This window comes from Pseudomonas fluorescens (assembly GCF_900215245.1).
Lineage (GTDB): Bacteria > Pseudomonadota > Gammaproteobacteria > Pseudomonadales > Pseudomonadaceae > Aquipseudomonas > Aquipseudomonas fluorescens.
Window position 1 is genome coordinate 770,793 of the sequence record NZ_LT907842.1, and the last position, 24,456, is coordinate 795,248.

Below are 24,456 nucleotides of genomic sequence, written 5' to 3' on the forward strand. Positions count from 1 at the left end.
CGGATGCGCGTTTTTTTCAGGCAAAAAAAAGCGGTACACCGACCAAGTGCACCGCAAAAATGCCGTTAAGCACAGCAACAACGATTCGGTAAATCAGATCAGTCCAGCAGCGCCAACGCCTGTGCGGTGACTTCCTGGATGCGTGCCCAGTCGCCGTTCTTGACCCATTCCGGGTCCAGCATCCAGCTACCGCCCACGCACATGACGTTTTTCAACGCCATGTAGTGTTTGATGTTGGCCGGCCCCACGCCGCCAGTCGGGCAGAACTTCACTTCGCCGAACGGGCCGCCGAGCGCCTTGATGGCCGCCACGCCGCCGCTGACTTCAGCCGGGAACAGCTTGAAGCGGCGATAACCCAGGCCGTAGCCTTCCATGATGCCGGAGGCATTGCTGATGCCTGGCAGCAGTGGGATCGGGCTGTGCACCGAGGCTTCCAGCAGGTCGCGGGTGATGCCGGGGGTGACGATGAATTGCGAGCCGGCCACTTCGGCCGCTTCGAGCATATGACGGTCGAGTACGGTGCCGGCACCGGTGCACAGCTCAGGGCGTTGCTCACGCAGCACCTGAATGGCCTTGAGGCCGAACTCGGAACGCAGGGTCACTTCCAATGCGGTCAAGCCACCGGCAGCCAAGGCATCGGCCAACGGCAGGATGTCCTGTTCGCGGGCGATGGTGATCACCGGCAGGATCCGCGCCTTGGCGCAGAGGCTGTCGATCAGGGCAACTTTATCCGCCATGGACACGGTCGGTTGAGGGCTTTTCATAGCGGCTGATCCTTGGCTCATGGGCACCAGTAAATCTCTAAAGTAGGTTGCAAAAACGCGCGAATCGGCATGGCAGCAACATCGTCACTGGCCAGCGCGGCGCTCAAGGTGGTCAATTTCGAGCTGCCGGAAATCGACAGCACGGTGTAGTGGGCCGAGGCCAGCAGTGCACGACTCATGGTCAGGCGCTGGTGCGGCACAGTCGGCGCCAGCATCGGCCAGCAACGGCGGGTGCCGTCAGCTTTCAATGCTTCGCCCAGGTTCGGGCTGTTGGGAAACAGCGATGCGGTGTGACCGTCATCGCCCATGCCCAGTACCAGCACATCAATGGCTTGCAGCTCAGCCAACTGGCGATCGGCCAGTTCAGCGGCGTCTTCCAGATTCGCGGCAACGTTGTACAAGCTCAGGAACGTGGCCTTGGCCGCCGGGCCTTGCAGCAGGTATTTCTTCAGCAGGCCGGCATTGCTGTCGGCATGTTCCACCGGCACCCAGCGCTCATCGGCCAGGGTGACGGTGACGTTGGACCAGTCCAGGTCTTGCTTGGCCAGGTTCTGAAAAAACGCCACGGGGCTGCGGCCACCGGACACCACCAACGTGGCCGCGCCACGGGCGCTGATGGCCGTGCGCAATTGCCCGGCCACATCATTGGCCAAGCCGTCCGCCAACAACGTGGGCGAGCGGTACTCATGGGCTGTTACACCCTGAGGCAGTTTCAATTCAGATATCGCCATACCAAGACCTCCCATCCCGCGTGATCAGTGCAATCGAGCTCATCGGCCCCCAGGACCCCGCCGCATAAGGCTTGGGCGCATCACCGGATTTTTTCCACCCGGCAATCAACTGGTCACACCACTTCCACGCGGCTTCGATTTCATCTTTGCGAACAAACAGGTTCTGATTGCCGCGCATCACTTCCAACAACAACCGCTCGTAGGCATCGGGGATCCGCGCGCTGCGATAGGTGTCGGAAAAATTCAGTTGCAGCGGGCCGCTGCGCAGTTGCATGCCCTTGTCCAGGCCCTGCTCCTTGGTCATCACACGCAAGGAAATACCTTCGTCCGGCTGCAGGCGAATGATCAGTTTGTTGCTGATCTGCAGGCGCTGCTCGGGAGCGAAGATGTAGTGGGACGGTTCCTTGAAGTGGATGACAATCTGCGACAGCTTTTGCGGCATGCGTTTACCGGTGCGCAGGTAGAACGGTACCCCGGCCCAACGCCAGTTACGAATATCGGCACGCAGGGCGACGAACGTTTCGGTGTCGCTCTGGGTGTTGGAGTTTTCTTCTTCCAGGTAACCCGGCACCGGTTTGCCGGCGCTGTAACCGGCGATGTATTGGCCGCGTACCACTTGAGTGGTCAACCCTTCCGGACTGATCGGCGCCAGGGCCTTGAGCACCTTGACCTTCTCGTCACGGATGCTGTCGGCGGACAGGTCGGCAGGCGGGTCCATGGCAATCAGGCAGAGCAGTTGCAGCAGGTGGTTCTGGATCATGTCCCGCAGCTGGCCAGCCTTGTCGAAGTAACCCCAACGGCCTTCGATACCGACTTGCTCGGCTACGGTGATTTCCACGTGGGAGATGTAGTTCTGGTTCCACTGGGTTTCGAACAGGCTATTGGCGAAACGCAGGGCGATCAGGTTCTGGACGGTCTCTTTGCCCAGGTAGTGGTCGATGCGGTACGTGCGGTTTTCCGGGAAAAACTGCGCCACGGCGTCGTTAACCTTGCGCGAGGATTCCAGGTCCGAACCGATAGGTTTTTCCAGCACTACACGGGTGTTTTCCGCCAGGCCGACCTTGGCCAGGTTTTCGCAGATGGCGCCATACACCGCCGCAGGCGTGGCGAAATAGGCGATCAGGCGTTGTTCGACACCGACGTTGGCGGCCAGGGTGGCGTAGTCATCGGCGTTCATAAAATCAACGTGCACGTAGGCCAGGCGTGCGAGGAAGCGCGCTGCCACGGCCTCATCCAGTTCCTTGCCGACGTATTTACGCAGTTCTTTTTCGATATGGGCCAGGTGCTCTTGCTCGGACCCGGCTTCACGGGCCAATGCCAGGATGCGCGTGTCGTCGTGCAGGAGCCCGGCGCCATCGAGTTGGTAAAGTGCAGGAAATAACTTGCGCAGCGCCAGATCACCCAAGGCGCCAAACAGGGCAAAGGTGCAGGGTTCTACGGTTATCAAAGGCATGATGTTTGTTCTTTTATCAAGTTAAGCTACAAATACCTTTTTTCAAGGCATCACTCAAGGAAAAATGTAGTAATAACCACAACATTTTCCCAAAATACGCATTCCGAGTGGTGGTGTTCAGCTACCCTCAGTAGGATAGGCCACCGCAAAGGGCCACTCGTCGATGGGTTACCGCCCTTTATTTGCATCGTCGCCCGAAGGAAAGACTGAATGGACCGCGTGCGAAATCTTCTGGAACAAATCCGGAACCGCCTCGAAGAATTGAACAAGGCTGAGAAAAAAGTCGCCGAGGTCATCCTGCTCAACCCGCAGCAGGCGACCCGCTTCTCTATCGCCGCCCTCGCCCAAGCCGCCTCGGTCAGTGAACCGACGGTCAACCGTTTCTGCCGTTCGTTCGGTGTCAGCGGTTACCCTGAACTTAAATTGCAGCTGGCGCAAAGTTTGGCCAGTGGTGCGGCGTATGTCAGCCGCGCCGTAGAAGCCGATGATAACCCTGAGGCCTACACGCAGAAGATCTTTGGCAGCGCCATTGCCTCCCTGGACAGTGCGTGCCAGGCCCTCGACCCGGCGCTGATCAGCAAGGCCGTGGACCTGTTGATCCAGGCGCGGCAGATCCACTTCTTCGGCCTGGGCGCATCGGCGCCGGTCGCCATGGATGCGCTGCACAAGTTTTTCCGTTTCAACCTGTCCGTGACTGCCCATGCCGATGTACTGATGCAACGCATGATCGCGTCGGTGGCGCATACCGGCGAGCTGTTCGTGATCATTTCCTACACCGGGCGTACCCGTGAGTTGGTGGAAGTGGCGCGTATCGCGCGGGAAAACGGCGCGTCGGTGCTGGGCGTGACCGCCGAAAACTCGCCGCTGGCCAAAGCCAGCACGGTGAGCCTGAACATTCCGTTGCCGGAAGACACCGACATCTACATGCCGATGACCTCGCGGATCATTCAACTGACCGTGCTGGATGTGCTGGCAACCGGCATGACCCTGCGCCGTGGCGTGGATTTCCAGCCGCATTTGCGCAAGATCAAAGAGAGCTTGAATGACAGCCGGTACCCGGTGGGGGATGAGTTTAACTAGCAGGAATCTCTACCAGCAGTACCGGCCCTTTCGCGAGCAAGCCCGCGCCCACATTCGACCGTATGCCAAGGTGGGACCCGGTCAACATGTGGGAGCGCGCTTGCCCGCGATGGCGCCATCAGCAACAGCGCTAAACCCCGGCCCGGGCCTGCAGACTCAAGTGCGCCCTCTCCCCCGGCGCCAGGCTCGCCCCGGCCATCGCCGACTCCACGCACACAAACCCTGACGCCTCGTTAAAGCTCACGCCCAGTAACGGCCGGCTGCCCGGATGCCATACCACGGTGTCGGCGCTGTCGCCGGTGTCGATGCACAGTTCGCGTTGCCAGGCGTGGTCCTTGAGCTGCAATTCACCCTCATGCTGGAACACCCGCTGGCAGCCGCCATCCACTCGCAGCTCACCTTCCTGCTGGCAAACCTGACGGCTGAGCTGGTCATAACCTTGCGCACCGTCAAGCCCAGACAGCGCTATCTCGTCGACGTGACCAATACGCCAATAAGCGTGCAACGCATGGCTCAACTGGCACGGCAACTCGTCCTGGTGCTCGGTGCTCAAGCGCAACTCAAGGGTCTCGCCCAGGTGCGCGTGCAGGTCGACTTGCCAGTCGCACAATTGCAATTGCCAGTGCAGGCGCACACCGTCGTCGTCGGTGCTGCTGTCGAGCAGCTTCCAGTCGATCAGCCGCGCCCAGCCATGGGACGGCCACGCGTTTTCGCTCGGATGGCGCCCATACCACGGCCAGCACACCGGCACCCCACCACGGATGGCGCCGACTTGCGGCCACTTGGCCGCACACCATAGCCAGGGTTTCTGGCCGCGGGGCTGAAAGTGCAGCAATTGCGCGCCCTGACGGCTGAACACCGCCTGGCACAGCGGATGGTCGATCACCAACACATCGCGCATCTGAAAGCGCTCCCAGGCGAACACCGGTTGTTCACGCAGGGATTTGAAAAAGCGTTGCAGCGGATGCTCATGCATGTGCCACGGTCCTGAATATCATCACAGCGCGCCCCAAAAAAAGCGGGTAGCCATGGCTACCCGCAAAATGCGCACAGAGAGAAGGAGCTTATCGCAACAGCGTTAGAACGTAGACTGAATTTTCAGGCCCGCTACCAGCGCGTTGTCGACTTTATCGACGCCACCTGGGTGGGTAACGTATTGCAGGTTAGGACGCACGGTCAGCCAGTTGGTGACGTGGAAGCCGTAGTTGATTTCAGTGTTGTACTCGGTGTCACGCAGCGGCGCGTAGCCCACCTGATCGTAGTCGGTGAAACCACCGGCTGCGTTCAGCAACTCTGCGTTTTTCCTCACGTCCTGGTTGACATGGATGCGGGAGAAGCCGATACCGACGTCATCTTTTGGACGCGCATCGAACGGGCCTTTGTAGACCAGCATCAACGACTGATAGTTGTCGACGAGGTTGGTGTCCTTGTCGTGGAAGGTGGCGTTGGCCGCGATGTTCAGGCCGCGCGACGCGTCGCCGTTATGGGTGGTAAGTTGCTGCTGCACAACGCCCCAATAGCCGCTTTTGCTGCTGCGGGTACGGTAAGCCAAGCCTGTGGTGGCAGCATCGTTGCCGTTAACGTCGTCACGTACGTCGCTGGCATCCGCGGCGCTCTTGTAGTAACCCACACGGTATTCGCCCGGCAGGCCATTGACCTTCGGCGACCAGACCAACTCCACCGGAATCACGGTGCCCTTGGTGCCGCTGCCGCTGAGCTTGAAGCCATTGCCGTGCTCAAGCTGCGACGGGTTCTGGTTGTACGCACCAATCTGCGCATACAGCTCAGGCGTGATGTTGTACTTCACGCGGATAGCGGCCTGGGCGACCGGCCAGTTGTACCAGGTGTTTACATAGTTACCCACCTGCGAGCCACAGAACGACAGGTTCTGGAAGTCGCATGGGAAGGTGTTGAAGTCTTCGCCTTCACCGAAGTAACCGAGTTTCACGTCCAGCTTGTTATCGAACATCTGGTGCTGAATCCAGAACTGGGTCAGACGCACCATGTGGCCACGACCATAGACTTCCATCGACGAACTCAGCGTGCCGGCACGCGGGTCACCGATACGGTCGTTGGAGATGTTTTGGCCATTACGGTTGGTCAACTGGATCTTGGCCTGGGTGTTGTCCCAGCCCCACAGCTTTTGCAGATCGAGCGCTACGCCCAGCCCGAACTGGTCGGAGTAACGGCCGGTCTTGTCGTCGTTATAGCCGCCGTGCAGGTTGGCGCCCATTTCCCCTACGTAGTCAGCCTTGATGTCGATACCTTGCTCGATCAGCTTGGTACGCTCGCCACCCCAATCACCGGTCATCCACTTGGAGTCGGCGCTGAATGCATCGGCCGCCATCGCATTGGCGGACAATACCAGGGCTGCTGCTGCTGACAGTTGGCAGATCAGCCGAGTGTTGTTGTGTTGCTTTTTCATCCCTACATCCTCGTCTTTATTGTTATTTAACTGTTTTTATCTAACGCGGGTTACTTTTTTTTAACCAAAACAACAAGTTATCTGCTTCAGCGGCCTTTGAATTGGGCCACGTTGTCGGCATGCCCGTGTGCAGGCAATGAGGCAGCAGTGCCCAAGCGTTCGCCGGTTTTGGCGTCGAACAGCAATACCTTGGCCGGGTCGAATTGCAGGGTCAGGGTCTCACCGACCTGCGGTGCAACGTCCGGCGCGAGGCGGCAGCAGACCTTGGTGTCGTTGAGTTGCACAAACACCAACGTGTCCGGACCGGTCGGCTCAGTGACCTGGACTTCGGCACGAATGCTCGACGCCCCATTCGCTTCACCCGTGGCCAGAACAATTTGCTCCGGGCGCAGACCCAGGATCACGTCGCGATCTTCAAGCCCAGCATCACTCATCCCCAGCGGCAGCTCGCAACGGGCCTGGCCGCTGTCGAGCAGGGCCACCAATTTGCCATCCTTGCGTTGCAGGCGCAGCGGAATGAAGTTCATTGGTGGTGAACCGATAAAGCTTGCCACAAACAGGTTGGCCGGGTCGTTATAGATTTCTTTCGGCGTGCCAAATTGTTGAATGATGCCGTCCTTCATCACCGCCACTTTGTCGCCCAGGGTCATCGCTTCGATCTGGTCGTGCGTGACGTAGACGGTGGTGGTTTTGAGGCGCTGGTGCATCAATTTCATTTCGGTGCGCATCTCGACCCGCAGCTTGGCGTCGAGGTTGGACAGCGGTTCGTCGAACAGGTAGATCTTCGGCCGACGGGCCAGGGCACGGCCCATGGCCACACGCTGTTGCTGGCCACCGGACAGTTGGCCTGGCTTGCGGTTAAGCAGGTGTTCGATCTGCAGCAGCTTGGCCACGCGCGCCACTTCGGCGTCGATGTCCGCCTGAGGCATCTTGCGGATTTTGAGGCCGAACTCGATGTTCTCGCGCACGCTCATGGTCGGGTACAGCGCGTAGGACTGGAACACCATGGCGATGTCACGGTCCTTGGGGCTCATGCCGCTCACATCCTGATCGCCGATCATGATGGCGCCGCCGGTAATGGTTTCCAGACCGGCGATGCAGTTCATCAGCGTGGATTTACCACACCCCGAAGGGCCGACCAGAATCAGGAATTCGCCTTCCTTGATCGACAGTTCGATGTTCTTCAAGGTGTCGGGCAGGCCGGCGCCATAGGTCTTGTTTACATTGCGAAGTTCAAGCGTAGCCATGATTACCCCTTGACCGCGCCGGCCGTAAGGCCGCGCACGAAATACTTGCCTGCGATCACATAGACCAGCAGGGTCGGCAGCCCGGCGATCATCGCCGCCGCCATATCCACGTTATATTCCTTGGCCCCGGTGCTGGTGTTGACCAGGTTGTTCAGCGCCACCGTGATGGGCTGCGAGTCGCCGCTGGAGAACACCACACCGAACAGGAAGTCGTTCCAGATCTGGGTGAACTGCCAGATCAGGCAGACCATGATGATCGGCGTCGACATCGGCAGAATGATCAGCCGGAAGATGGTGAAGAAACCTGCACCGTCCAGTCGCGCTGCCTTGATCAATGCATCTGGAATGCTCACGTAGTAGTTACGGAAGAACAGTGTGGTAAATGCCAGCCCGTAGACCACGTGCACGAACACCAGGCCCGTGGTGGTACTGGCCAGGCCCATCTTGCCGAGGGTGAACGACGCGGGCAGCAGCACGGTCTGGAACGGCAGGAAGCAGCCAAACAACAGCAGGCCGAAGAACAGCTGCGAGCCTTTGAAGCGCCAGAACGACAGCACATAGCCGTTCAACGCACCGATGGCGGTGGAGATCAGTACGGCCGGTACGGTGATCTTGATCGAGTTCCAGAAGTAGCCGTCTACAGTGGCCCAGGCCTTGACCCAGCCAATGCCGGTGACCACGGTCGGCCAGCTCAGCAGGTTGCCGGTGCTGATGTCTTCCGGGGTCTTGAAGCTGGTCAGCAGCATCACCACCAGCGGTACCAGGTACAGCAACACAGCGAGGATCAGCACCGCGTAGATCGCGATGCGACTCAGACTGATGGAAGGTTTGGAAGCGAGACTAGTCATTACGCTTGGTCCTCAGCTCGGAGTACAGGTAAGGCACGATGATCGCGAGGATCGCGCCGAGCATCAGGATTGCACTCGCCGAGCCCATGCCCATCTGGCCACGACTGAAGGTGAACGAGTACATGAACATGGCAGGCAGGTCGGACGAGTAGCCCGGGCCACCGGCCGTCATTGCGGCAACCAGGTCAAAGCTCTTGATCGCAATGTGCGCCAGGATCATCACCGCACTGAAGAACACCGGACGCAGGCTTGGCAGCACCACGCTCCAGTAGATGCGCGGCAGGCTGGCACCGTCGATCTGGGCGGCACGGATGATCGACTGATCAACGCCGCGCAGGCCGGCGAGAAACATCGCCATGATGAACCCGGAGGCTTGCCATACAGCAGCAATCACCAGGCAGTAGACGACACGGTCGGGGTCGATCAGCCAGTCCAGGCGGAAGCCTTCCCAGCCCCAGTCACGCAGGAGTTTGTCCAGGCCCATGCCCGGGTTGAGCAGCCATTTCCAGGCGGTACCGGTCACGATCATCGAGAGCGCCATCGGGTACAGGTAAATGGTGCGGATAAAACCTTCGCGGCGGATTTTCTGGTCGAGGAAAATCGCCAGGGTCACGCCAATCACGAGGGTGATGCCGATAAACATCCCGCCGAAAACAGCCAGGTTCTTGCTCGCTACCCACCAGCGGTCGTTGTCGAACAACCGCGCGTATTGCGCAAGGCCTGCCCATTTGTAGCTTGGCAGGAACGTGGACGTGGTGAACGACAGCACGAACGTCCACAGGATGTAGCCATAAAAGCCCACCAGCACGATGAACATGCTGGGCGCCAGCACCAGTTTAGGGAGCCAGCGCTGCAGTGCATCGAACGGCGAGGCCTTGCTGAACACAGCAACAGAACTCATGGGAAAATCCAGTACAGGGAAAAAGGACTACAAGAGCCTGCCTTGTGAGGGGTCAGGGGGTTTCCCCTCACAAGGACCAGCCGTGCTAACCGTTACTTGGCAGACTTGATCGCAGCGCCGAGTTTCTTGGCGGTGTCGGCCGGGTCGGCTTTCGGGTCGTTGATGAAGTTGGTCACGACATCAAAGAACGCACCTTGGACCGCCAGGGTAGTGGCCATGTTGTGCGCCATACTTGGCTGCAGGCCGCCAGTCTGGGCGTCGGCAAGGAAGTCCTTAGCGGCGGTCTGGGCGCAGGAGTCGAAGCCGAGCTTGTCCATTTCATGGAGCATGTCGTTACGAACCGGGATCGAGCCTTTGTTGATGCTGAAGACTTTCTGGAAGTTTTCACCCAACACGACTTTGGCGATGTCCTGTTGACCGGCCTGAGTGCCCTTGTCTTTCACCTTGAACACCGCCAGGGAGTCGATGTTGTAGGTGAAGGCTTTGTCGGTGCCCGGGAAGGCTACGCACTCGTAGTCTTTGCCGGCGACTTTCTTGGCGGCGGTCCACTCGGACTTGGCCCAGTCACCCATGATCTGCATACCGGCCTTGCCGTTGATGACCTTGCCGGCTTCGAGGTTCCAGTCCTGGCCTTTGCCATCGACGTCCATATAGGTCGCGACTTTCTTCAGCTCGGTCAGGGCCTTGACCATTTGCGGGCCGGTCAGCGCATCGTTATCCAGGTCGACCAGGGCTTTCTTGTAGCCATCGGCACCCATCACCGACAGAACGACGGCTTCAAATACGGTGCTGTCCTGCCAAGGCTGGCCACCGTGGGCAAGCGGAATGAAGCCTGCGGCCTTGAGCTTGTCGCCCGCTGCGTAGAACTCTTCGAGGGTGGTCGGGTTCTTGGTGATACCGGCTTTCTTGAAGACTTCCGGGTTGATCCACAGCCAGTTCACGCGGTGGATGTTGACCGGTACGGCAACGTAGTTACCTTCGTACTTCACGGTATCGGAGACTTTCTTGTCGAGCAGCGAGTCCCACTTTTCTTCTTTGGCGACGTCTTTGAGCACGTCAGTGTCGAGCAAGCCAGTGGACGCCCATTCCTGGATGTCCGGACCTTTGATCTGGGCAACGCCTGGCGGGTTGCCGGCCACTGCGCGGCTTTTCAGTACGGTCATGGCAGTGGCGCCACCGCCACCTGCAACGGCACCGTCTTTCCAGGTGAAGCCGTCTTTCTCAACTTGGGCCTTCAGGACATCTACTGCCGCTTTCTCACCGCCAGAGGTCCACCAATGCACAACTTCAACCGTCCCTTTCGAGTCGGCGGCAAATGCACTGAGGGGAAACAACGAGGCAATGGAAATAGCAACGGCGAGGCGATTAATCGCGTTCATCTGAGTACCTTTTCTTGTTGTTATGCATGCAAGTCTAGAGCTTGCGCTGCACGGAGTTTAAACATGGATTTTTAAGGCGCAGGTAACAAAGGGACGCACAAATGTCACCAGCTGGTGACATTCATGCCCGCTCCGATGGCACTGGCCATGCTGGGTGCCAAGGGTAGCGCAGGCAGCAATACCGCTTGCCAGGCATGGTACAGGTCCGGCTTGCCACCCCAGATCTTGCTGCTGGGCTGGTTGCGCGGGCTAAGTTCGTGGTGCCAACTGCCGTGTAGACGGTCGATAAAGTGCGTTTCGCAAAACTCCCAAAAGCACCGATACCAGGTTTCGTAATGCCGTTCGCCCGTACGTTTGAGCAACGCCTGGGCAGCGGCGCTGGCTTCGGCGTGAGTCCAATGCAGGCGCTCGCGCACCACCGGGCGATGGTTCCAATCCAGGGTGTAGACGATGCCGGGAGCACCGTCCACGGCCCAGGCGTACTCACAGGCGCTGGCGAACAAGCCCTTGGCGTCGTTCAACAGCCACTCCGGCGTTGCCAGTCCGGCCTGCAGGCGTGCCGCTTCCAAATGCAGCACCAAGCGCGCCCACTCAAAGCCATGGCCTGGGGTGATGCCATAGGGGCGAAAACCGTCGGCGGGGTTGTCCTCGTTGTAGCCGAGCAAGGGTTTCCACTGCGCGTCAAAATGCTCGATTACCATGAATCGGTTACCGGCGGCGTGCGTGTGGATGACGCGCTCGACGATGCGCAACGCGCGGTCCAGCCAGCGCGTGTCGCCGGTCACATCAGCCAGGGCCAGAAACGCTTCGGTGGCGTGCATGTTGCTGTTGGCGCCGCGATAGGCCTCGACAGCACTCCAGTCCTGGGCAAACGATTCGAGCATCACGCCCTCCTCCTCGCTCCAGAAAAACTGGTCGATGATGTGCACGGCGTCGTTCAACAGGCTCTGTGCACCGGGCGCGCCGGCCACCACCGCAGAACTCGCGGCCAGGGCCACGAAAGCGTGCAGGTAGGCGGCTTTGCCACGGTTGCCATCCAGGGCATTGGGGGCAGCGAACCAACCGCCGTGCTCAGGATCGCGCAACGGGCCGCTGAGGGCTGCAACGCCATGCGCCACCCGCTCGGCGTAGCCGGGCAAGCCCATGGCATGGGCCATGGCGAAGCTGTGGGTCATGCGGGCGGTGTTCATGGTTTCGGCGTGGGCGTCGGCCGGCAAGTGGCCTTTGTCGTCCAGGTTGCCGAAGCCGTCCGGCAGGCGCGAGGCTTTGGAGAATGACAGCAGGCGCTGGCCTTCGCTGGCAAGCCAGGCGTGATGGGCAGGTGCGTTCAGCCAACTGCTGGCAGGCAGTGGTTGCGTGGTCATGGGTAGCCCTTTTTATTTTTTGTGGGATGACCGGAGTCTAAACAAGGGCGAGGTAGGGGCAAGTAACGAAGGGGATGGGAAATGTCACCATCCGGTGACATTTCCGGTGCAGCGCTTACTGACCGAGCGGCGTAACGGCTGCCGGCGCATTCAGGCGCTGATTCAGGTTCTGCACCTGGCTCTGCAACGTGGTGATGTTACGGGTGGTCTGGATACGGAACACGTCGAACTCTTTATTGGTCGGCGCATCGCTATTGGCAGGCTGGTTGTCCTGCGCGCTCTTGAGGACCACAAGGTCCTGCTCCAGGCGCGCAATGGCGGCGCTCGGATTGCCCTGCTTCTTCAGGGCCGCCACGTCGGCGGACAACTCCTTGACGTCGCCTTGTGCCGCCTTGAGGCTGGCCACGGCGTCCGTCAGGGCCTGCACCTGGCCCTGCAGCTTGGCGTTCGCACTCGACAGTTCGGTAGTGCTGGCGCTCATCTGCGCCAGGCGTTGATCGAGCACGGTCGCCTGACCGGCGACGCCGACCTGTTGCTTGCCTTGCTCCAGCAACTGGGTCTCCAACTGCTTGATCTGCTGCTTGAGCGCTTCGCTGCCGTTGTTCACGCTGGCTTCGCTGGCCACTACCTTGCCGGAAATGTCCTGCAGGCGCCCTGCCGCTTCTTCGCTGATACGCGCAAAGCTTTCCTGGGTGGCGACCAACTGCTGACCCATCAAGGAAATTTGCTGGAAGCTCCACCAGGCAAGGCCCGCGAAGGCGATCAGCAGTGCGCCGACCAAGGCCCAGAGCGGGCCAGTGCTGGCGCTCTTGACCTTGACCACCGGCGTAGTGCGCGAGCGCACGGACGTGGCGGGAGACGGCTCGAAATCATCGTCGTCCCCGAGATCGGCCCGCAGGCTGGGAACATTGTCGAAATCGTCTTTAGCATCGTTACGCATGAATCAACCCTGAATCGGTGAGATGGCGACCTGAAAAGCCGAGCGAGCGGAGTATAAACCCCGTTCGCACCGCACTGATCGACCGGGAACCGCGAATTCGGTTCCCGATGTGTTGCCGGTTGTGAGCTTACTTAAGCCCCGGGTCCTGAGCTTTCCACCAACTGCAAAACTCGTCGAGGGCAGTCCACAGGCTGACTTTGGGCTCATAGTCGAGATAATGCCTCGCGCGGCTGATATCGAGGGTGAAATCTTTGTTCATCACTTGCATGCCCAGCCGCGACAAGGCTGGCTCCGGACGCCCTGGCCACATGGCACAGAATGCCTCGTTCAGCGCAGCCACGCTGTAGGACAGGCCGTAGGACCGATAACGGGTAACCTGGGGCATGTCCATTTGGCGCATCACGTAGTTCACTACATCCCACACCGGCACCGGGGTGCCATTGCTGATGTTGTAGGCCTTGCCCAACGCCGAGCCGGTCGCCAGCAAACTGCTGAGCAAGGCCTCATTGAGGTTATGCACACTGGTGAAGTCGACCTTGTTCAAGCCGTCGCCGACGATGGCCAGGCGGTTCTTGCGCTGCATTTTCAGCAACCGCGGGAAGATGCTCATGTCTCCGGCCCCGGTGACGAAACGCGGGCGCAGGGCCAGCACTTCAAGGCCGAACTCCTGGGCACCGAACACCTTCTGTTCCGCCAGGTATTTAGTCGCGGCGTAAGGATGTTTGAAGCGCTTGGGCACCTGTTCTTCGGTCAGCCCCACGTGGTCGCGGCCGTCAAAGTAGATCGACGGCGACGACAGGTGTACCAGGCGCCCGACCCGCTGTTTAAGGCAGGCCTCGACGACGTTTTCGGTGACCAGCACGTTGCCCTGATGGAAGTCCTGATACTTGCCCCACAACCCGACGGCACCGGCGCAATGCACGACAGCCTCGACATCACGGCACAGTTCGCGCACCAGGTCGGCATCATTCAAATCACCCTGGATAAACTCGGCGCCGCGCCGTACCAGGTGCTCTACACCCTCGGCGCGTCGCCCGTTGACCCGCACGTCCAGGCCCTGCTCCAGGGCGAAACGCGCAAAGCGTCCGCCGATGAAGCCGCTTGCGCCGGTGACCAGAATCTTCATGTATTACTCCGTGTTCTTTCGTTTTTCATCGCTGTTGCCTTGACGCACGCCATCACTCCAACGGCACCAACCACTGGCCACACGCCTGGGCCAAATGGTCGGTCAACAGGCCCAACAATTGCCCGCCGCTGCGCCAATGATGCCAGTACAGCGGCACATCGATGGGCTTATCTGGCAATAACTCCACCAAAACGCCGGTTTGCAGTTGGTCGCGCACCTGTAATTCGGGCACGAGACCCCAGCCCAGACCGGCTTCAGTCAAACGAATAAAGCCTTCAGACGACGGGCATAAATGGTGCTCGAAACCACCATCCACCCCCAGCGAAGCCAGGTAACGGTGCTGCAGGAAATCATCCGGGCCGAACACCAGCGCCGGCGTTCGGGCCAATTGATCGGCACGCACACCCTGCGGAAAATGCCGAGCAATAAACGCCGGGCTGGCCAGCGCCCGATAACGCATGGCGCCGAGCAACAGACTACGCGCGCCGGCCACCGGGCGTTCACTGGCGCAGATGCAGGCGGCCACTTCCCCGGCGCGCATGCGTTTGAGGCCGACGGTCTGGTCTTCCACCACCAGGTCGAGCAACAAATGCTGCTCGGCGCAAAAGCCGCTGACCGCCTCGGCCCACCAGGTGGCAAGGCTGTCGGCATTCAGGGCGATGCGCAGGCGTTCGGGCATGCCCTCGTCGTCCAGCGCCGGCACCTGGCTTTGCAGGTCGCGCTCAAGCAAGCGTACTTGTTGCACATGGTTGAGCAGGCGCCGACCGATATCGGTGGGTGTCGGTGGAGTAGCCCGCACCAGCACCGGCTGGCCAATGCGCGCCTCGAGCAACTTGATGCGCTGGGAGATTGCCGACTGCGACAGGCCCAGTACCTGGGCACCCCGTTCGAAGCCAGCCTGTTCCACCACCGCCGCGAGGGCAGAAAGCAATTTATAGTCGAACATCAGTTTCTCTAATGGGCGATCAGCAATATTTGTTTTTCTTATACAGCCTGGCCCGTAAGAATGACCAGCATGGCTTCTCTCTTTATAAAGGATCTTTCACATGGCTGGCGAAACCGCCCTGGCAACCCTGCTGCGCAGCATGAGCCCGCAACTCAATGACGGCGATTATGTGTTCTGCACCCTGCCCGACCACCGCATTCCGGCAGGTTGCGAGGTGATTGGCAGCTTTCGCGAGCAGGAAGGCCTGACGCTGATTCTGGAGCGTCAGCAGGCGCAGCAGGCCGGTCTGGCGTTCGATTACGTTGCCGCCTGGATCACTCTGAAGGTGCATTCCGCCCTGGAAGCCGTAGGCCTGACGGCGGCATTCGCCAGTGCACTGGGCAACGCCGGCATCAGTTGCAACGTGATTGCCGGCTATTACCACGACCACCTGTTTGTCGGCCGCGCCGATGCCGAGCGGGCCATGAACGTATTGCGCCAACTGGCAGCGGACGCGGAGTAAATCCTATGTGGCAAAGCTATACGAACGGACTGCTGGTGGCCCTGGGCCTGATCATGGCGATCGGCACGCAGAACGCCTTCGTCCTGGCGCAGAGTCTGCGCCGTGAACACCACCTGCCGGTCGCGGCATTGTGCATCGTGTGCGATGCAATTCTGGTGGCGGCCGGGGTATTTGGCCTGGCGACCGTACTGGCGCAAAACCCACTGTTGCTGGAGATTGCCCGCTGGGGCGGCGCGGCGTTCCTGTTGTGGTACGGCACCCTGGCGCTGCGTCGGGCGTGTTCCAGGCAAAGCCTGGAACACGGGCAACACCTCAAGGTGCGTTCATTGCGCGCCGTGCTGCTCAGCGCGCTGGCGGTGACACTGCTCAACCCCCATGTCTATCTGGACACCGTGTTGTTGATCGGCTCGCTGGGGGCTCAACAAACCGAACCCGGTGCTTACGTGGCAGGTGCCGCCAGCGCTTCGTTCCTGTGGTTTGCCACGCTGGCGTTCGGCGCGGCGTGGTTGGCGCCCTGGCTGGCACGCCCCGCAACATGGCGCCTGCTGGACCTCTTGGTGGCGGTGATGATGTTCAGCGTGGCCTACCAACTGATCAGTGCTTGATGAATATTCCAAAACGCTCTGGAACCTCTATCCCACACAGTTGTTGCGTGGTTTTGCCGCAACCCCGGTGCTATGATCCGGACCCTGCGCCGCAAAGAGTACAAACTCCCCGGCGCTTGTTTGGCCGCCCGTGATCGGCCTTGCGCTCACCGCAACTGACCTGATTAGGAGAATCATCATGGCTTTCGAATTGCCGCCGCTGCCCTACGCACACGATGCCCTGCAGCCGCACATCTCCAAGGAAACCTTGGAGTACCACCACGACAAGCACCACAACACCTATGTCGTGAACCTGAACAACCTGGTGCCAGGCACCGAGTTCGAAGGCAAGACCCTGGAAGAGATCGTCAAGTCTTCCTCAGGCGGTATCTTCAACAACGCCGCTCAGGTCTGGAACCACACTTTCTACTGGAACTGCCTGGCGCCAAACGCTGGCGGTCAACCGACCGGCGCACTGGCTGAGGCGATCAACGCGGCTTTCGGTTCGTTCGACAAGTTCAAAGAAGAGTTCACCAAGACTTCCGTCGGCACCTTCGGTTCCGGCTGGGGCTGGCTGGTGAAAAAAGCTGACGGTTCCCTGGCCCTGGCCAGCACCATCGGCGCCGGCAACCCGCTGACCAGCGGCGACACCCCGCTGCTGACCTGCGACGTCTGGGAACACGCTTACTACATCGACTACCGCAACGTGCGTCCAAAGTATGTGGAAGCGTTCTGGAACCTGGTCAACTGGAAGTTCGTGGCTGAGCAGTTCGAAGGCAAGACCTTCACTGCCTAAGTAGCGCTTGCAGTAGAAAGAGCCCGGCAATTGCCGGGCTTTTTTATGGGAGATTTCCGCTAACCGCCAAGGACACATGGAACTGGCCAGCAGGCTTCGCCACTCAGGTATCGAGAGGCCCGTCGCCTCCTTTTCCATCCACTTCGGAGATTTCAGCATGATCGAATTAGCAGCATTGGGTGCCCTGGCCCCCGTCGCCGCAACCGCCCTGCCACTGGCCGCAAAAGCCGCAGAGGCCGGTATCAAGGTCGCAAGCGACGTAGCGAGTAAAACGGTGGAATTCGCCAAGGAAGCGGTAAACCAAGGCTCGCAGATCACGTTTTAAGCCGTACGACCCCCATCGGTACCAGAGCGGCGGACACCGATCCGTCGCCCTTCCAACAACCCCCGCCAACACCCTCGCCCTCTTCTCCATCAATGTCCCTTTGACTGCCATCACCAGATTGCCAATACTCATGGCATATTGAGGCCACCCGCATGGAACAAGGAATGCCCCTTTGAAGCTGGAACTCAAAAACAGCTTGTCGGTGAAGTTGCTACGGGTTGTGCTGCTGTCGGCATTGATCGTGGGCGTTGCGCTGAGCGTGGCGCAGATCGTGTTTGATGCCTACAAGACGCGCCAGGCCGTGGCCGGTGATGCCCAGCGCATCCTCGACATGTTTCGCGACCCGTCTACCCAGGCCGTCTACAGCCTGGACCGCGAAATGGGCATGCAGGTGATTGAAGGCCTGTTTCAGGACGACGCCGTGCGCATGGCTTCCATCGGCCACCCCAACGAAACCATGCTCGCGGAAAAAAGCCGCCCGTTGCAGCAATCGCCCACCCGCTGGTTAACCGACCTGATTCTTGACCAGGAGCGTACATTTACCACCGCGCTGGTCGGCAAGGGCCCCTATAGCGAATATTACGGCGACCTGAGCATTACCCTGGACACGGCCACCTACGGCAAAAGCTTCATTGTCAGTTCGGTGATCATCTTTATTTCCGGCGTGCTGCGCGCCCTCGCCATGGGCCTGGTGCTGTACCTGGTCTATCACTGGCTGCTGACCAAGCCGTTGTCGCGGATTATCGAGCACTTGACCGCGATCAACCCGGACCGGCCCAGCGAGCACAAGATCCCGCAGATCAAGGGTCACGAACGCAACGAACTGGGGCTGTGGATCAACACTGCCAACCAGTTGCTCGAATCCATCGAGCGCAATACCCACTTGCGCCATGAGGCGGAATCCAGCCTGCTGCGCATGGCCCAGTATGACTTTCTCACCGGCCTGCCCAACCGCCAGAAGCTGCAGGAGCAACTGGACAAGATCCTGATCGACGCCGGTCGCCGGCAACGCCGTGTGGCGGTGTTATGCGTCGGGCTGGACGACTTCAAAAGCGTCAATGAGCAGTTCACTTACCAGGCCGGCGACAAATTATTGCTGGCCTTGGCCGACCGTCTGCGTGCTCACAGCGGTCGTCTCGGCGCCCTCGCCCGCCTCGGCGGCGACCAGTTCGCCATGGTGCAGGCCGATATCGACCAGCCCTACGAGGCGGCCGAACTGGCGCAAAGCATCCTGGACGACCTGGAAGCGGAATTCGCCCTCGATCAGGACCATATTCGCCTGCGCGCCACCATCGGCATCACCTTGTTTCCGGAAGACGGCGACAGCACCGAAAAGCTGCTGCAAAAAGCCGAACAGACCATGACCCTGGCCAAGAGCCGCTCACGCAACCGCTATCAGTTCTACATCGCCAGCGTCGACAGTGAAATGCGCCGACGCCGCGAGCTGGAAAAAGACCTGCGCGACGCCCTGAGCCGTGACCAGTTCCACCTGGTGTATCAGCCGCAAATCAGCTACCGCGACCACCGCGTGGTCGGTGTGGAAGCGCTGATTCGCTGGCAGCACCCGGAACACGGCCTGGTGCCGCCGGACTTGTTTATCCCGCTGGCGGAACAGAACGGCACCATTATCCCGATTGGCGAATGGGTGCTCGACCAGGCCTGCCGCCAGTTGCGCGAATGGCATGACCTGGGCTTCACCGAGTTGCGCATGGCGGTCAACCTGTCGACCGTGCAGTTGCACCACACCGAGTTGCCGCGGGTGGTCAACAACCTGATGCAGATCTACCGCCTGCCACCCCGCAGCCTTGAGCTGGAAGTGACCGAGACCGGCCTAATGGAAGACATCAGCACCGCTGCCCAACACTTGCTGAGCCTGCGTCGTTCCGGGGCGCTGATCGCCATTGATGACTTCGGTACCGGCTACTCATCCCTGAGTTACCTGAAAAGCCTGCCGCTGGACAAGATCAAGATCGACAAGAGCTTTGTTCAGGACCTGCTCGACGACGACGACGATGCAACCATCGTGCGCGCCATCATCCAACTGGGCAAAAGCCTCGGCATGCAGGTGATTGCCGAAGGCGTGGAAACCGCCGAGCAGGAGGCTTACATCATTTCCGAGGGCTGCCATGAGGGCCAGGGCTACCACTACAGCAAACCGCTGCAAGCCCGCGAGTTAGCGGCTTATTTGAAGCAGTCCGAACGCAACAACGCGGCGATTCTCTGACCCGGCAAAACGATACCAAATATTTCCCTCGTATAAACCTTTACACAAAATGCAAATCTTTCGCATTATGTCGCAGTTTTTGCGCTCTCCCGCGCGCCCTATCAACAACCGAAGCAGGATGTTCGCCATGATTCGTATGCCCCTGGCCACCGCCAGTCTGCTGGCCATTGCCATTTCTCTCGCCGGTTGCGGCGAAGGTAAAGACAAGGCCGCCGCGCCGACCCCGGCTGCCAGCACCACCGCTCCAGCCGCTGCCACGCCTGCCGGCCAGGTCGACGAAGCGGCCGCCAAGGCTGTGGTCGCGCATTACGCTGACATGGTGTTCGCGGTGTACAGCGACGCGCAATCCACTGCAAAAACCCTGCAAACCGCGATCGACACCTTCCTCGCCAACCCGGACGAGCAAACCCTGAAAGCCGCCCGTACCGCTTGGATCGCCGCTCGCGTACCGTACCTGCAGAGCGAAGTGTTCCGTTTCGGTAACACCATCATCGACGACTGGGAAGGCCAGGTTAACGCCTGGCCCCTGGACGAAGGCCTGATCGATTACGTCGACAAATCCTACGAGCACGCACTGGGCAACCCTGGCGCCAACGCCAACATCATTGCCAACAACGAGATCCAGGTCGGCGAAGACAAGGTCGACGTCAAAGACATCACCCCGGAAAAACTCGCCAGCCTCAATGAGCTGGGCGGTTCCGAAGCCAACGTCGCCACCGGCTACCACGCCATCGAATTCCTGCTTTGGGGCCAGGACCTCAACGGCACCGGCCCTGGCGCGGGCAATCGCCCGGCGTCGGACTACATGACCGGCGACGGTGCAACCGGCGGTCACAACGAGCGCCGTCGCACCTACCTGCGCGCGGTGACTCAGCTGCTGGTCAGCGACCTGGAAGAAATGGTCGGCAACTGGAAGCCCAACGTCGAAGACAACTACCGCGCCACCCTGGAGGCAGAACCTGCCACCGACGGCCTGCGCAAAATGTTGTTCGGCATGGGCAGCCTGTCCCTGGGCGAGCTGGCCGGTGAACGCATGAAGGTGTCCCTGGAAGCCAACTCGCCGGAAGACGAACAGGATTGCTTCAGCGACAACACCCACAACTCGCATTTCTACGACGCCAAGGGCATCCGCAACGTCTACCTGGGCGAGTACACCCGCACCGACGGCAACAAGATGACCGGCCCAAGCCTGTCGTCGTTGGTGGCCAAGGCTGACCCGGCGGCCGACGCGGCGCTGAAAGCTGACCTTGCGGCCACTGAAGCGAAGATTCAGGTCATGGTGGATCACGCCAATAACGGTGAGCATTACGACCAACTGATTGCTGCGGGTAACGATGCGGGCAACCAGATCGTGCGTGACGCGATTGCGGCACTGGTCAAGCAGACCGGGGCGATTGAAACAGCGGCGGGCAAACTGGGGATCAGCGACTTGAACCCGGACAGTGCTGATCACGAGTTCTGATCAGTGCTGGATTAAATGAGGCGACCTTCGGGTCGCCTTTTTTGTGCCTGCCTTCCAGGCCTCGTCAAACGCCACAGAGCTTGTGTGGGAGCGGGCTTGCTCGCGAATACGGCGTGTCAGCCAATGGATTTCTCACTGAACCAGCGCCTTCGCGAGCAAGCCCGCTCCCACATTTTACCGCGTCGCCTTTGAGCCCTCGAATTACGCAGGTAGAATGGCGCCTTTAATCGTCACCCCGAGCACATTTCATGGCGTTGCCGACCCTACGCATCATCGGTTTCATCATCGGCATCTTCCTGATCACACTCGCGATCGCCATGGTCGTCCCGATGGCCACCCTGGTGATATTCGAACGCACCAGCGACCTGCCCTCGTTCCTCTGGGCCAGCCTGATTACCTTCCTCGCCGGCCTGGCCCTGGTGATCCCCGGCCGCCCCGAACACATACACCTGCGCCCTCGGGACATGTACCTGCTGACCGTCAGCAGTTGGCTGGTGGTCTGCATCTTCGCCGCGCTGCCATTTCTACTGACCCAACACATCAGTTACACCGACTCGTTTTTTGAAAGCATGTCGGGCATCACCGCCACCGGCTCCACCGTGTTGAGCGGGCTGGACAGCATGTCCCCCGGCATTCTGATGTGGCGCTCGCTGCTGCACTGGCTTGGTGGCATCGGCTTTATCGGCATGGCGGTGGCGATCCTGCCGCTGCTGCGCATCGGTGGCATGCGCCTGTTCCAGACCGAATCGTCGGACCGCTCGGAAAAGGTGATGCCGCGCTCGCACATGGTGGCGCGGCTGATCGTGGCAACGTATGTCGGCATCACCATCCTTGGCAGCCTGGCGTTCTGGTGGGCCGGGATGGGCTTGTTCGATGCAATCAACCACGCGATGTCGGCGATCTCCACCGGTGGTTTTTCGACCTCCGATGAATCCCTGGCCCACTGGAAACAACCGGCTGTGCACTGGGTTGCCGTGGTCGTGATGATCCTCGGCAGCTTACCGTTCACGCTGTACGTCGCCACCTTGCGCGGCAATCGCCGGGCGCTGATCAAGGATCAGCAGGTGCAAGGCTTGCTCGGGCTATTGATCGTGACCTGGCTGGTCCTCGGCACCTGGTACTGGTGGACGACCAATTTGCATTGGCTCGACGCCCTGCGCCATGTGGCGGTTAACGTCACCTCCGTGGTCACCACCACCGGCTTTGCGCTGGGGGACTACAGCATCTGGGGCAACTTCTCACTGATGTTGTTTTTCTACTTGGGCTTTGTCGGCGGCTGCTCGGGTTCTACGGCGGGCGGGATCAAGATCTTCCGGTTCCAGGTCGCGTATATCCTGCTCAAGGCCAACTTGAATCAGTTGATTCACCCGCGTGCCGTGATCAAGCAGAAGTACAACGGCCACCGTCTCGACGAAGAGATCGTGCGCTCGATTCTGACTTTCTCGTTTTTCTTCGCCATCACCATCTGTGCAATTGCACTGGCCCTTTCGCTGCTGGGGCTGGACTGGATGACCGCGTTGACCGGCGCCGCCAGTACCGTATCGGGTGTAGGCCCGGGCCTGGGCGAAACCATCGGCCCGGCCGGTAACTTCGCCAGCCTGCCGGACGCCGCGAAGTGGATCTTGTCGTTCGGCATGCTGCTGGGGCGACTGGAGATTATTACAGTCTTTGTTCTGTGCATCCCGGCGTTTTGGCGCCACTGACAGTCGGCGCTTCCAGCAACCGCGTCCGGTACTCGCCGGGCGTGGTGTCGAACCAGCGGCGAAACGCGCGGAAGAAATTGCTTGGGTCGGCAAACCCCAACAGGTAGGCAATCTCCAGCAACGTCATGCTCGGCTGCGCGAGGTACTGCTCGGCGAGTTCGCGGCGCGTGTCGTCAAGCAACGTCTGGAAACTGGTGCCCTCTTCCTGCAAACGCCGCTGCAAGGTGCGCTGGGACAAGTGCAAGGTCTGGGCGACCACTTCACGCTTGGGTTCGCCCTGAGGGAGCAGACGGCACAACACCTGGCGCGCCTTGTGGGTCACGCGGCTCTCGGAAAACCGTGCCAGGTACTCACCGGCAAACCGATCGTGCAACAGCGCCATGGCCTCGTTGGCCGTGGGCAGCGGTGCATCCATGTCAGCCTGGTCGAAAATCAGCGCGTCATACGGCGCACTGAACTCCAAAGGGGCGTGGAAGGCTTGCTTGTAGGGCGTGAGGTCCGCCGGTGGCTCACCTTGTAACATCACCTTGCGCGGGTGCAGGGTGCGCCCGGTCAACCAGCCGCACAGCGCCAGTGCGCTGGCCAGCGAGGCTTCGGTGCTTTGTCGGGTAGGCGGCAGGTGATCGCCGTGCACCGTCAAAATCAGCGCATAGCCTTCAGGTAAAAGTCGGAAACTCAGGTCGGCGCTTTCGGCAATGATCCGTTGGTAACGCACCAGGCGCATAAAGCCTTCCGCCAGGGTGTTGCTGGACATCAAGGCATAACCGGCGACATGAAACGACGCCGGGCGCACCACCTTGCCCATGTTCAGGCCGATCGCCGGGTTCCCCGACAGCTCCACCGCACGTTGCCAGAGACGGGTCATGGAGTCCTGGGGGAAACGCGCATCGGGGTCACTGAGGGCGGCGTAGTCCAGGCCGAGTTGCTTGAACAAGACGCGGCAGTCCAGCCCGTCCATTTCCAACGCCTTGACTATCCCCATCGCCCAGCTTGCAGAAGTTGTTCGTTCGCTCATGGCGTCTTCTTAAAAAAGCAGGCTTAAACGGCAGCCAGGAAGCCAAGGATACTAAAGTGGCATCTATTGTCACTGGCTGTTACCACTGCTCACTCTAGACTCAAATAAGCTCCCCGCCGAACATCTGTTGGGCGGCACAACCACCCAAGGGCCGGCCATCGTGGAAAACATCAAACAATTCAATAGCTTTGCCGAATTCTACCCTTACTACCTGAGCGAACATGGCAACAGCACCTGCCGGCGCCTGCATTTTATCGGCACGACCCTGGTGATCGGCATTCTGGCGTATGCCATCGGCCGCGGTTCATTGGGCCTGCTGCTGGCGTTGCCCATCGCGGGTTACAGCTTTGCCTGGATCGGCCATTTCTTCTTCGAAAAGAACCGCCCGGCCACGTTTCAACACCCGCTCTACAGTTTGCTGGGCGATTTTGTGATGTACCGCGACATGATTTTGGGCAAGGTGCCTTTCTAACCTTTCACGGTGCCGTCTTGAATACGGCGCCATTTCAAGGTGTGACCTCTTGTCACTTGTGTAAAAGCATGAAAATTCGTACATCAGCGGACATAAAATTCTTTTTGTCATTTTCAGTGTTGTATCCTGCCAAGGCTTTTTGAGAGCGCGGAATCACCTGCGATTGAAA

23 protein-coding genes are annotated in these 24,456 nt (G+C 60.0%); 9 read left to right on the plus strand and 14 right to left on the minus strand.

Annotation, left to right across the window (positions count from 1 at the left end):
- Positions 1-98: 98 nt before the first annotated feature.
- The 3 genes from CPH89_RS03635 to zwf are packed head-to-tail and all read right to left on the minus strand — an operon-like array spanning position 99 to position 2,948.
- Positions 99-764, minus strand: a complete 666-nt coding sequence (locus CPH89_RS03635) for a bifunctional 4-hydroxy-2-oxoglutarate aldolase/2-dehydro-3-deoxy-phosphogluconate aldolase (protein WP_048726837.1) — start codon at positions 762-764, stop codon at positions 99-101.
- A 17-nt stretch (positions 765-781) separates the two neighbouring features.
- Positions 782-1,495, minus strand: coding sequence for a 6-phosphogluconolactonase (gene pgl / locus CPH89_RS03640; RefSeq protein ID WP_053257694.1), 714 nt, complete (start codon positions 1,493-1,495; stop codon positions 782-784).
- Entirely contained in the window at positions 1,482-2,948 is a 1,467-nt protein-coding gene (zwf, locus tag CPH89_RS03645; RefSeq protein ID WP_053257695.1) for a glucose-6-phosphate dehydrogenase, read from the minus strand. Before zwf ends, pgl begins: the two co-directional genes overlap by 14 nt.
- A 219-nt stretch (positions 2,949-3,167) precedes the next feature.
- On the opposite strand from zwf, the gene CPH89_RS03650 reads away from it, so the two are divergent.
- Complete coding sequence (locus CPH89_RS03650) at positions 3,168-4,028, plus strand: MurR/RpiR family transcriptional regulator (RefSeq protein ID WP_169875662.1); 861 nt, start codon at positions 3,168-3,170, stop codon at positions 4,026-4,028.
- A gap of 130 nt (positions 4,029-4,158) precedes the next feature.
- Here CPH89_RS03650 and CPH89_RS03655 read toward each other — a convergent pair whose 3' ends face one another.
- The 10 genes from CPH89_RS03655 to CPH89_RS03700 form a co-directional block, all read right to left on the minus strand.
- Positions 4,159-5,004 (minus strand): D-hexose-6-phosphate mutarotase, encoded by an 846-nt coding sequence (locus CPH89_RS03655; protein ID WP_053257696.1) that lies wholly within the window; start codon positions 5,002-5,004, stop codon positions 4,159-4,161.
- A 102-nt stretch (positions 5,005-5,106) separates the two neighbouring features.
- Complete coding sequence (locus CPH89_RS03660; protein WP_053257697.1) at positions 5,107-6,453, minus strand: carbohydrate porin; 1,347 nt, start codon at positions 6,451-6,453, stop codon at positions 5,107-5,109.
- An 86-nt stretch (positions 6,454-6,539) separates the two neighbouring features.
- Entirely contained in the window at positions 6,540-7,700 is a 1,161-nt protein-coding gene (locus tag CPH89_RS03665) for an ABC transporter ATP-binding protein (RefSeq protein WP_053257698.1), read from the minus strand.
- A gap of 2 nt (positions 7,701-7,702) precedes the next feature.
- Complete coding sequence (locus tag CPH89_RS03670; protein ID WP_053257699.1) at positions 7,703-8,548, minus strand: carbohydrate ABC transporter permease; 846 nt, start codon at positions 8,546-8,548, stop codon at positions 7,703-7,705.
- Entirely contained in the window at positions 8,541-9,449 is a 909-nt protein-coding gene (locus CPH89_RS03675; RefSeq protein ID WP_053257700.1) for a carbohydrate ABC transporter permease, read from the minus strand. The genes CPH89_RS03670 and CPH89_RS03675 overlap by 8 nt, the downstream gene beginning before the upstream one ends.
- Before the next feature lie 92 nt (positions 9,450-9,541).
- Positions 9,542-10,828 carry an ABC transporter substrate-binding protein gene (locus CPH89_RS03680; RefSeq protein ID WP_053257701.1) on the minus strand — a complete coding sequence of 429 codons (1,287 nt, stop codon included), beginning with the start codon at positions 10,826-10,828 and terminating at the stop codon, positions 9,542-9,544.
- Between the two features lie 104 nt (positions 10,829-10,932).
- Entirely contained in the window at positions 10,933-12,192 is a 1,260-nt protein-coding gene (locus tag CPH89_RS03685) for a D-mannose isomerase (RefSeq protein ID WP_053257702.1), read from the minus strand.
- Between the two features lie 115 nt (positions 12,193-12,307).
- Positions 12,308-13,132, minus strand: coding sequence for a hypothetical protein (locus CPH89_RS03690; protein ID WP_053257703.1), 825 nt, complete (start codon positions 13,130-13,132; stop codon positions 12,308-12,310).
- 127 nt (positions 13,133-13,259) lie between these two features.
- On the minus strand, positions 13,260-14,258 hold the full coding sequence (locus CPH89_RS03695) for an NAD-dependent epimerase/dehydratase family protein (RefSeq protein WP_053257704.1): 999 nt from the start codon (positions 14,256-14,258) through the stop codon (positions 13,260-13,262).
- A gap of 52 nt (positions 14,259-14,310) precedes the next feature.
- Positions 14,311-15,204 (minus strand): LysR family transcriptional regulator ArgP, encoded by an 894-nt coding sequence (locus CPH89_RS03700; protein ID WP_053257705.1) that lies wholly within the window; start codon positions 15,202-15,204, stop codon positions 14,311-14,313.
- A gap of 100 nt (positions 15,205-15,304) precedes the next feature.
- On the opposite strand from CPH89_RS03700, the gene CPH89_RS03705 reads away from it, so the two are divergent.
- The 7 genes from CPH89_RS03705 (at position 15,305) to CPH89_RS03730 (ending at position 22,800) form a co-directional block, all read left to right on the plus strand.
- The gene (locus CPH89_RS03705; protein ID WP_053257706.1) at positions 15,305-15,706 is read left to right on the plus strand and encodes an ACT domain-containing protein; all 402 of its coding nucleotides are present in this window, start codon (positions 15,305-15,307) and stop codon (positions 15,704-15,706) included.
- Positions 15,707-15,711: 5 nt separating this feature from the next.
- On the plus strand, positions 15,712-16,311 hold the full coding sequence (locus tag CPH89_RS03710) for a LysE/ArgO family amino acid transporter (protein ID WP_053257707.1): 600 nt from the start codon (positions 15,712-15,714) through the stop codon (positions 16,309-16,311).
- Positions 16,312-16,489: 178 nt separating this feature from the next.
- Positions 16,490-17,086 carry a superoxide dismutase gene (locus tag CPH89_RS03715; RefSeq protein ID WP_003212997.1) on the plus strand — a complete coding sequence of 199 codons (597 nt, stop codon included), beginning with the start codon at positions 16,490-16,492 and terminating at the stop codon, positions 17,084-17,086.
- A gap of 157 nt (positions 17,087-17,243) precedes the next feature.
- Positions 17,244-17,411, plus strand: a complete 168-nt coding sequence (locus tag CPH89_RS30070; protein ID WP_155512289.1) for a hypothetical protein — start codon at positions 17,244-17,246, stop codon at positions 17,409-17,411.
- 172 nt (positions 17,412-17,583) lie between these two features.
- Positions 17,584-19,635 carry a putative bifunctional diguanylate cyclase/phosphodiesterase gene (locus CPH89_RS03720; protein WP_053257708.1) on the plus strand — a complete coding sequence of 684 codons (2,052 nt, stop codon included), beginning with the start codon at positions 17,584-17,586 and terminating at the stop codon, positions 19,633-19,635.
- A 127-nt stretch (positions 19,636-19,762) separates the two neighbouring features.
- Entirely contained in the window at positions 19,763-21,097 is a 1,335-nt protein-coding gene (locus CPH89_RS03725; RefSeq protein ID WP_053257709.1) for an imelysin family protein, read from the plus strand.
- A 248-nt stretch (positions 21,098-21,345) separates the two neighbouring features.
- Positions 21,346-22,800: a TrkH family potassium uptake protein gene (locus CPH89_RS03730; RefSeq protein WP_053257710.1), complete on the plus strand. Its 1,455-nt coding sequence runs from the start codon at positions 21,346-21,348 to the stop codon at positions 22,798-22,800.
- Here CPH89_RS03730 and CPH89_RS03735 read toward each other — a convergent pair.
- Positions 22,757-23,815: an AraC family transcriptional regulator gene (locus CPH89_RS03735; RefSeq protein WP_053257711.1), complete on the minus strand. Its 1,059-nt coding sequence runs from the start codon at positions 23,813-23,815 to the stop codon at positions 22,757-22,759. The genes CPH89_RS03730 and CPH89_RS03735 overlap by 44 nt on opposite strands.
- Before the next feature lie 160 nt (positions 23,816-23,975).
- Between CPH89_RS03735 and CPH89_RS03740 the strand changes: the two genes are divergently transcribed.
- Positions 23,976-24,287, plus strand: coding sequence for an Mpo1-like protein (locus CPH89_RS03740; RefSeq protein WP_053258034.1), 312 nt, complete (start codon positions 23,976-23,978; stop codon positions 24,285-24,287).
- The last annotated feature ends 169 nt before the right edge of the window (positions 24,288-24,456 follow it).

Coding starts and splice junctions, on each gene's coding strand:
- pgl (WP_053257694.1), bottom strand. CDS start 1,495: ATGGCGATATCTGAATTGAAACTGCCTCAGGGTGTAACAGCCCATGAG.
- CPH89_RS03675 (WP_053257700.1), bottom strand. CDS start 9,449: ATGAGTTCTGTTGCTGTGTTCAGCAAGGCCTCGCCGTTCGATGCACTG.
- CPH89_RS03635 (WP_048726837.1), bottom strand. CDS start 764: ATGAAAAGCCCTCAACCGACCGTGTCCATGGCGGATAAAGTTGCCCTG.
- CPH89_RS03735 (WP_053257711.1), bottom strand. CDS start 23,815: ATGAGCGAACGAACAACTTCTGCAAGCTGGGCGATGGGGATAGTCAAG.
- zwf (WP_053257695.1), bottom strand. CDS start 2,948: ATGCCTTTGATAACCGTAGAACCCTGCACCTTTGCCCTGTTTGGCGCC.
- CPH89_RS03705 (WP_053257706.1), top strand. CDS start 15,305: ATGGCTGGCGAAACCGCCCTGGCAACCCTGCTGCGCAGCATGAGCCCG.
- CPH89_RS03730 (WP_053257710.1), top strand. CDS start 21,346: ATGGCGTTGCCGACCCTACGCATCATCGGTTTCATCATCGGCATCTTC.
- CPH89_RS30070 (WP_155512289.1), top strand. CDS start 17,244: ATGATCGAATTAGCAGCATTGGGTGCCCTGGCCCCCGTCGCCGCAACC.
- CPH89_RS03670 (WP_053257699.1), bottom strand. CDS start 8,548: ATGACTAGTCTCGCTTCCAAACCTTCCATCAGTCTGAGTCGCATCGCG.
- CPH89_RS03725 (WP_053257709.1), top strand. CDS start 19,763: ATGATTCGTATGCCCCTGGCCACCGCCAGTCTGCTGGCCATTGCCATT.
- CPH89_RS03700 (WP_053257705.1), bottom strand. CDS start 15,204: ATGTTCGACTATAAATTGCTTTCTGCCCTCGCGGCGGTGGTGGAACAG.
- CPH89_RS03680 (WP_053257701.1), bottom strand. CDS start 10,828: ATGAACGCGATTAATCGCCTCGCCGTTGCTATTTCCATTGCCTCGTTG.
- CPH89_RS03665 (WP_053257698.1), bottom strand. CDS start 7,700: ATGGCTACGCTTGAACTTCGCAATGTAAACAAGACCTATGGCGCCGGC.
- CPH89_RS03660 (WP_053257697.1), bottom strand. CDS start 6,453: ATGAAAAAGCAACACAACAACACTCGGCTGATCTGCCAACTGTCAGCA.
- CPH89_RS03715 (WP_003212997.1), top strand. CDS start 16,490: ATGGCTTTCGAATTGCCGCCGCTGCCCTACGCACACGATGCCCTGCAG.
- CPH89_RS03690 (WP_053257703.1), bottom strand. CDS start 13,132: ATGCGTAACGATGCTAAAGACGATTTCGACAATGTTCCCAGCCTGCGG.
- CPH89_RS03695 (WP_053257704.1), bottom strand. CDS start 14,258: ATGAAGATTCTGGTCACCGGCGCAAGCGGCTTCATCGGCGGACGCTTT.
- CPH89_RS03655 (WP_053257696.1), bottom strand. CDS start 5,004: ATGCATGAGCATCCGCTGCAACGCTTTTTCAAATCCCTGCGTGAACAA.
- CPH89_RS03710 (WP_053257707.1), top strand. CDS start 15,712: ATGTGGCAAAGCTATACGAACGGACTGCTGGTGGCCCTGGGCCTGATC.
- CPH89_RS03685 (WP_053257702.1), bottom strand. CDS start 12,192: ATGACCACGCAACCACTGCCTGCCAGCAGTTGGCTGAACGCACCTGCC.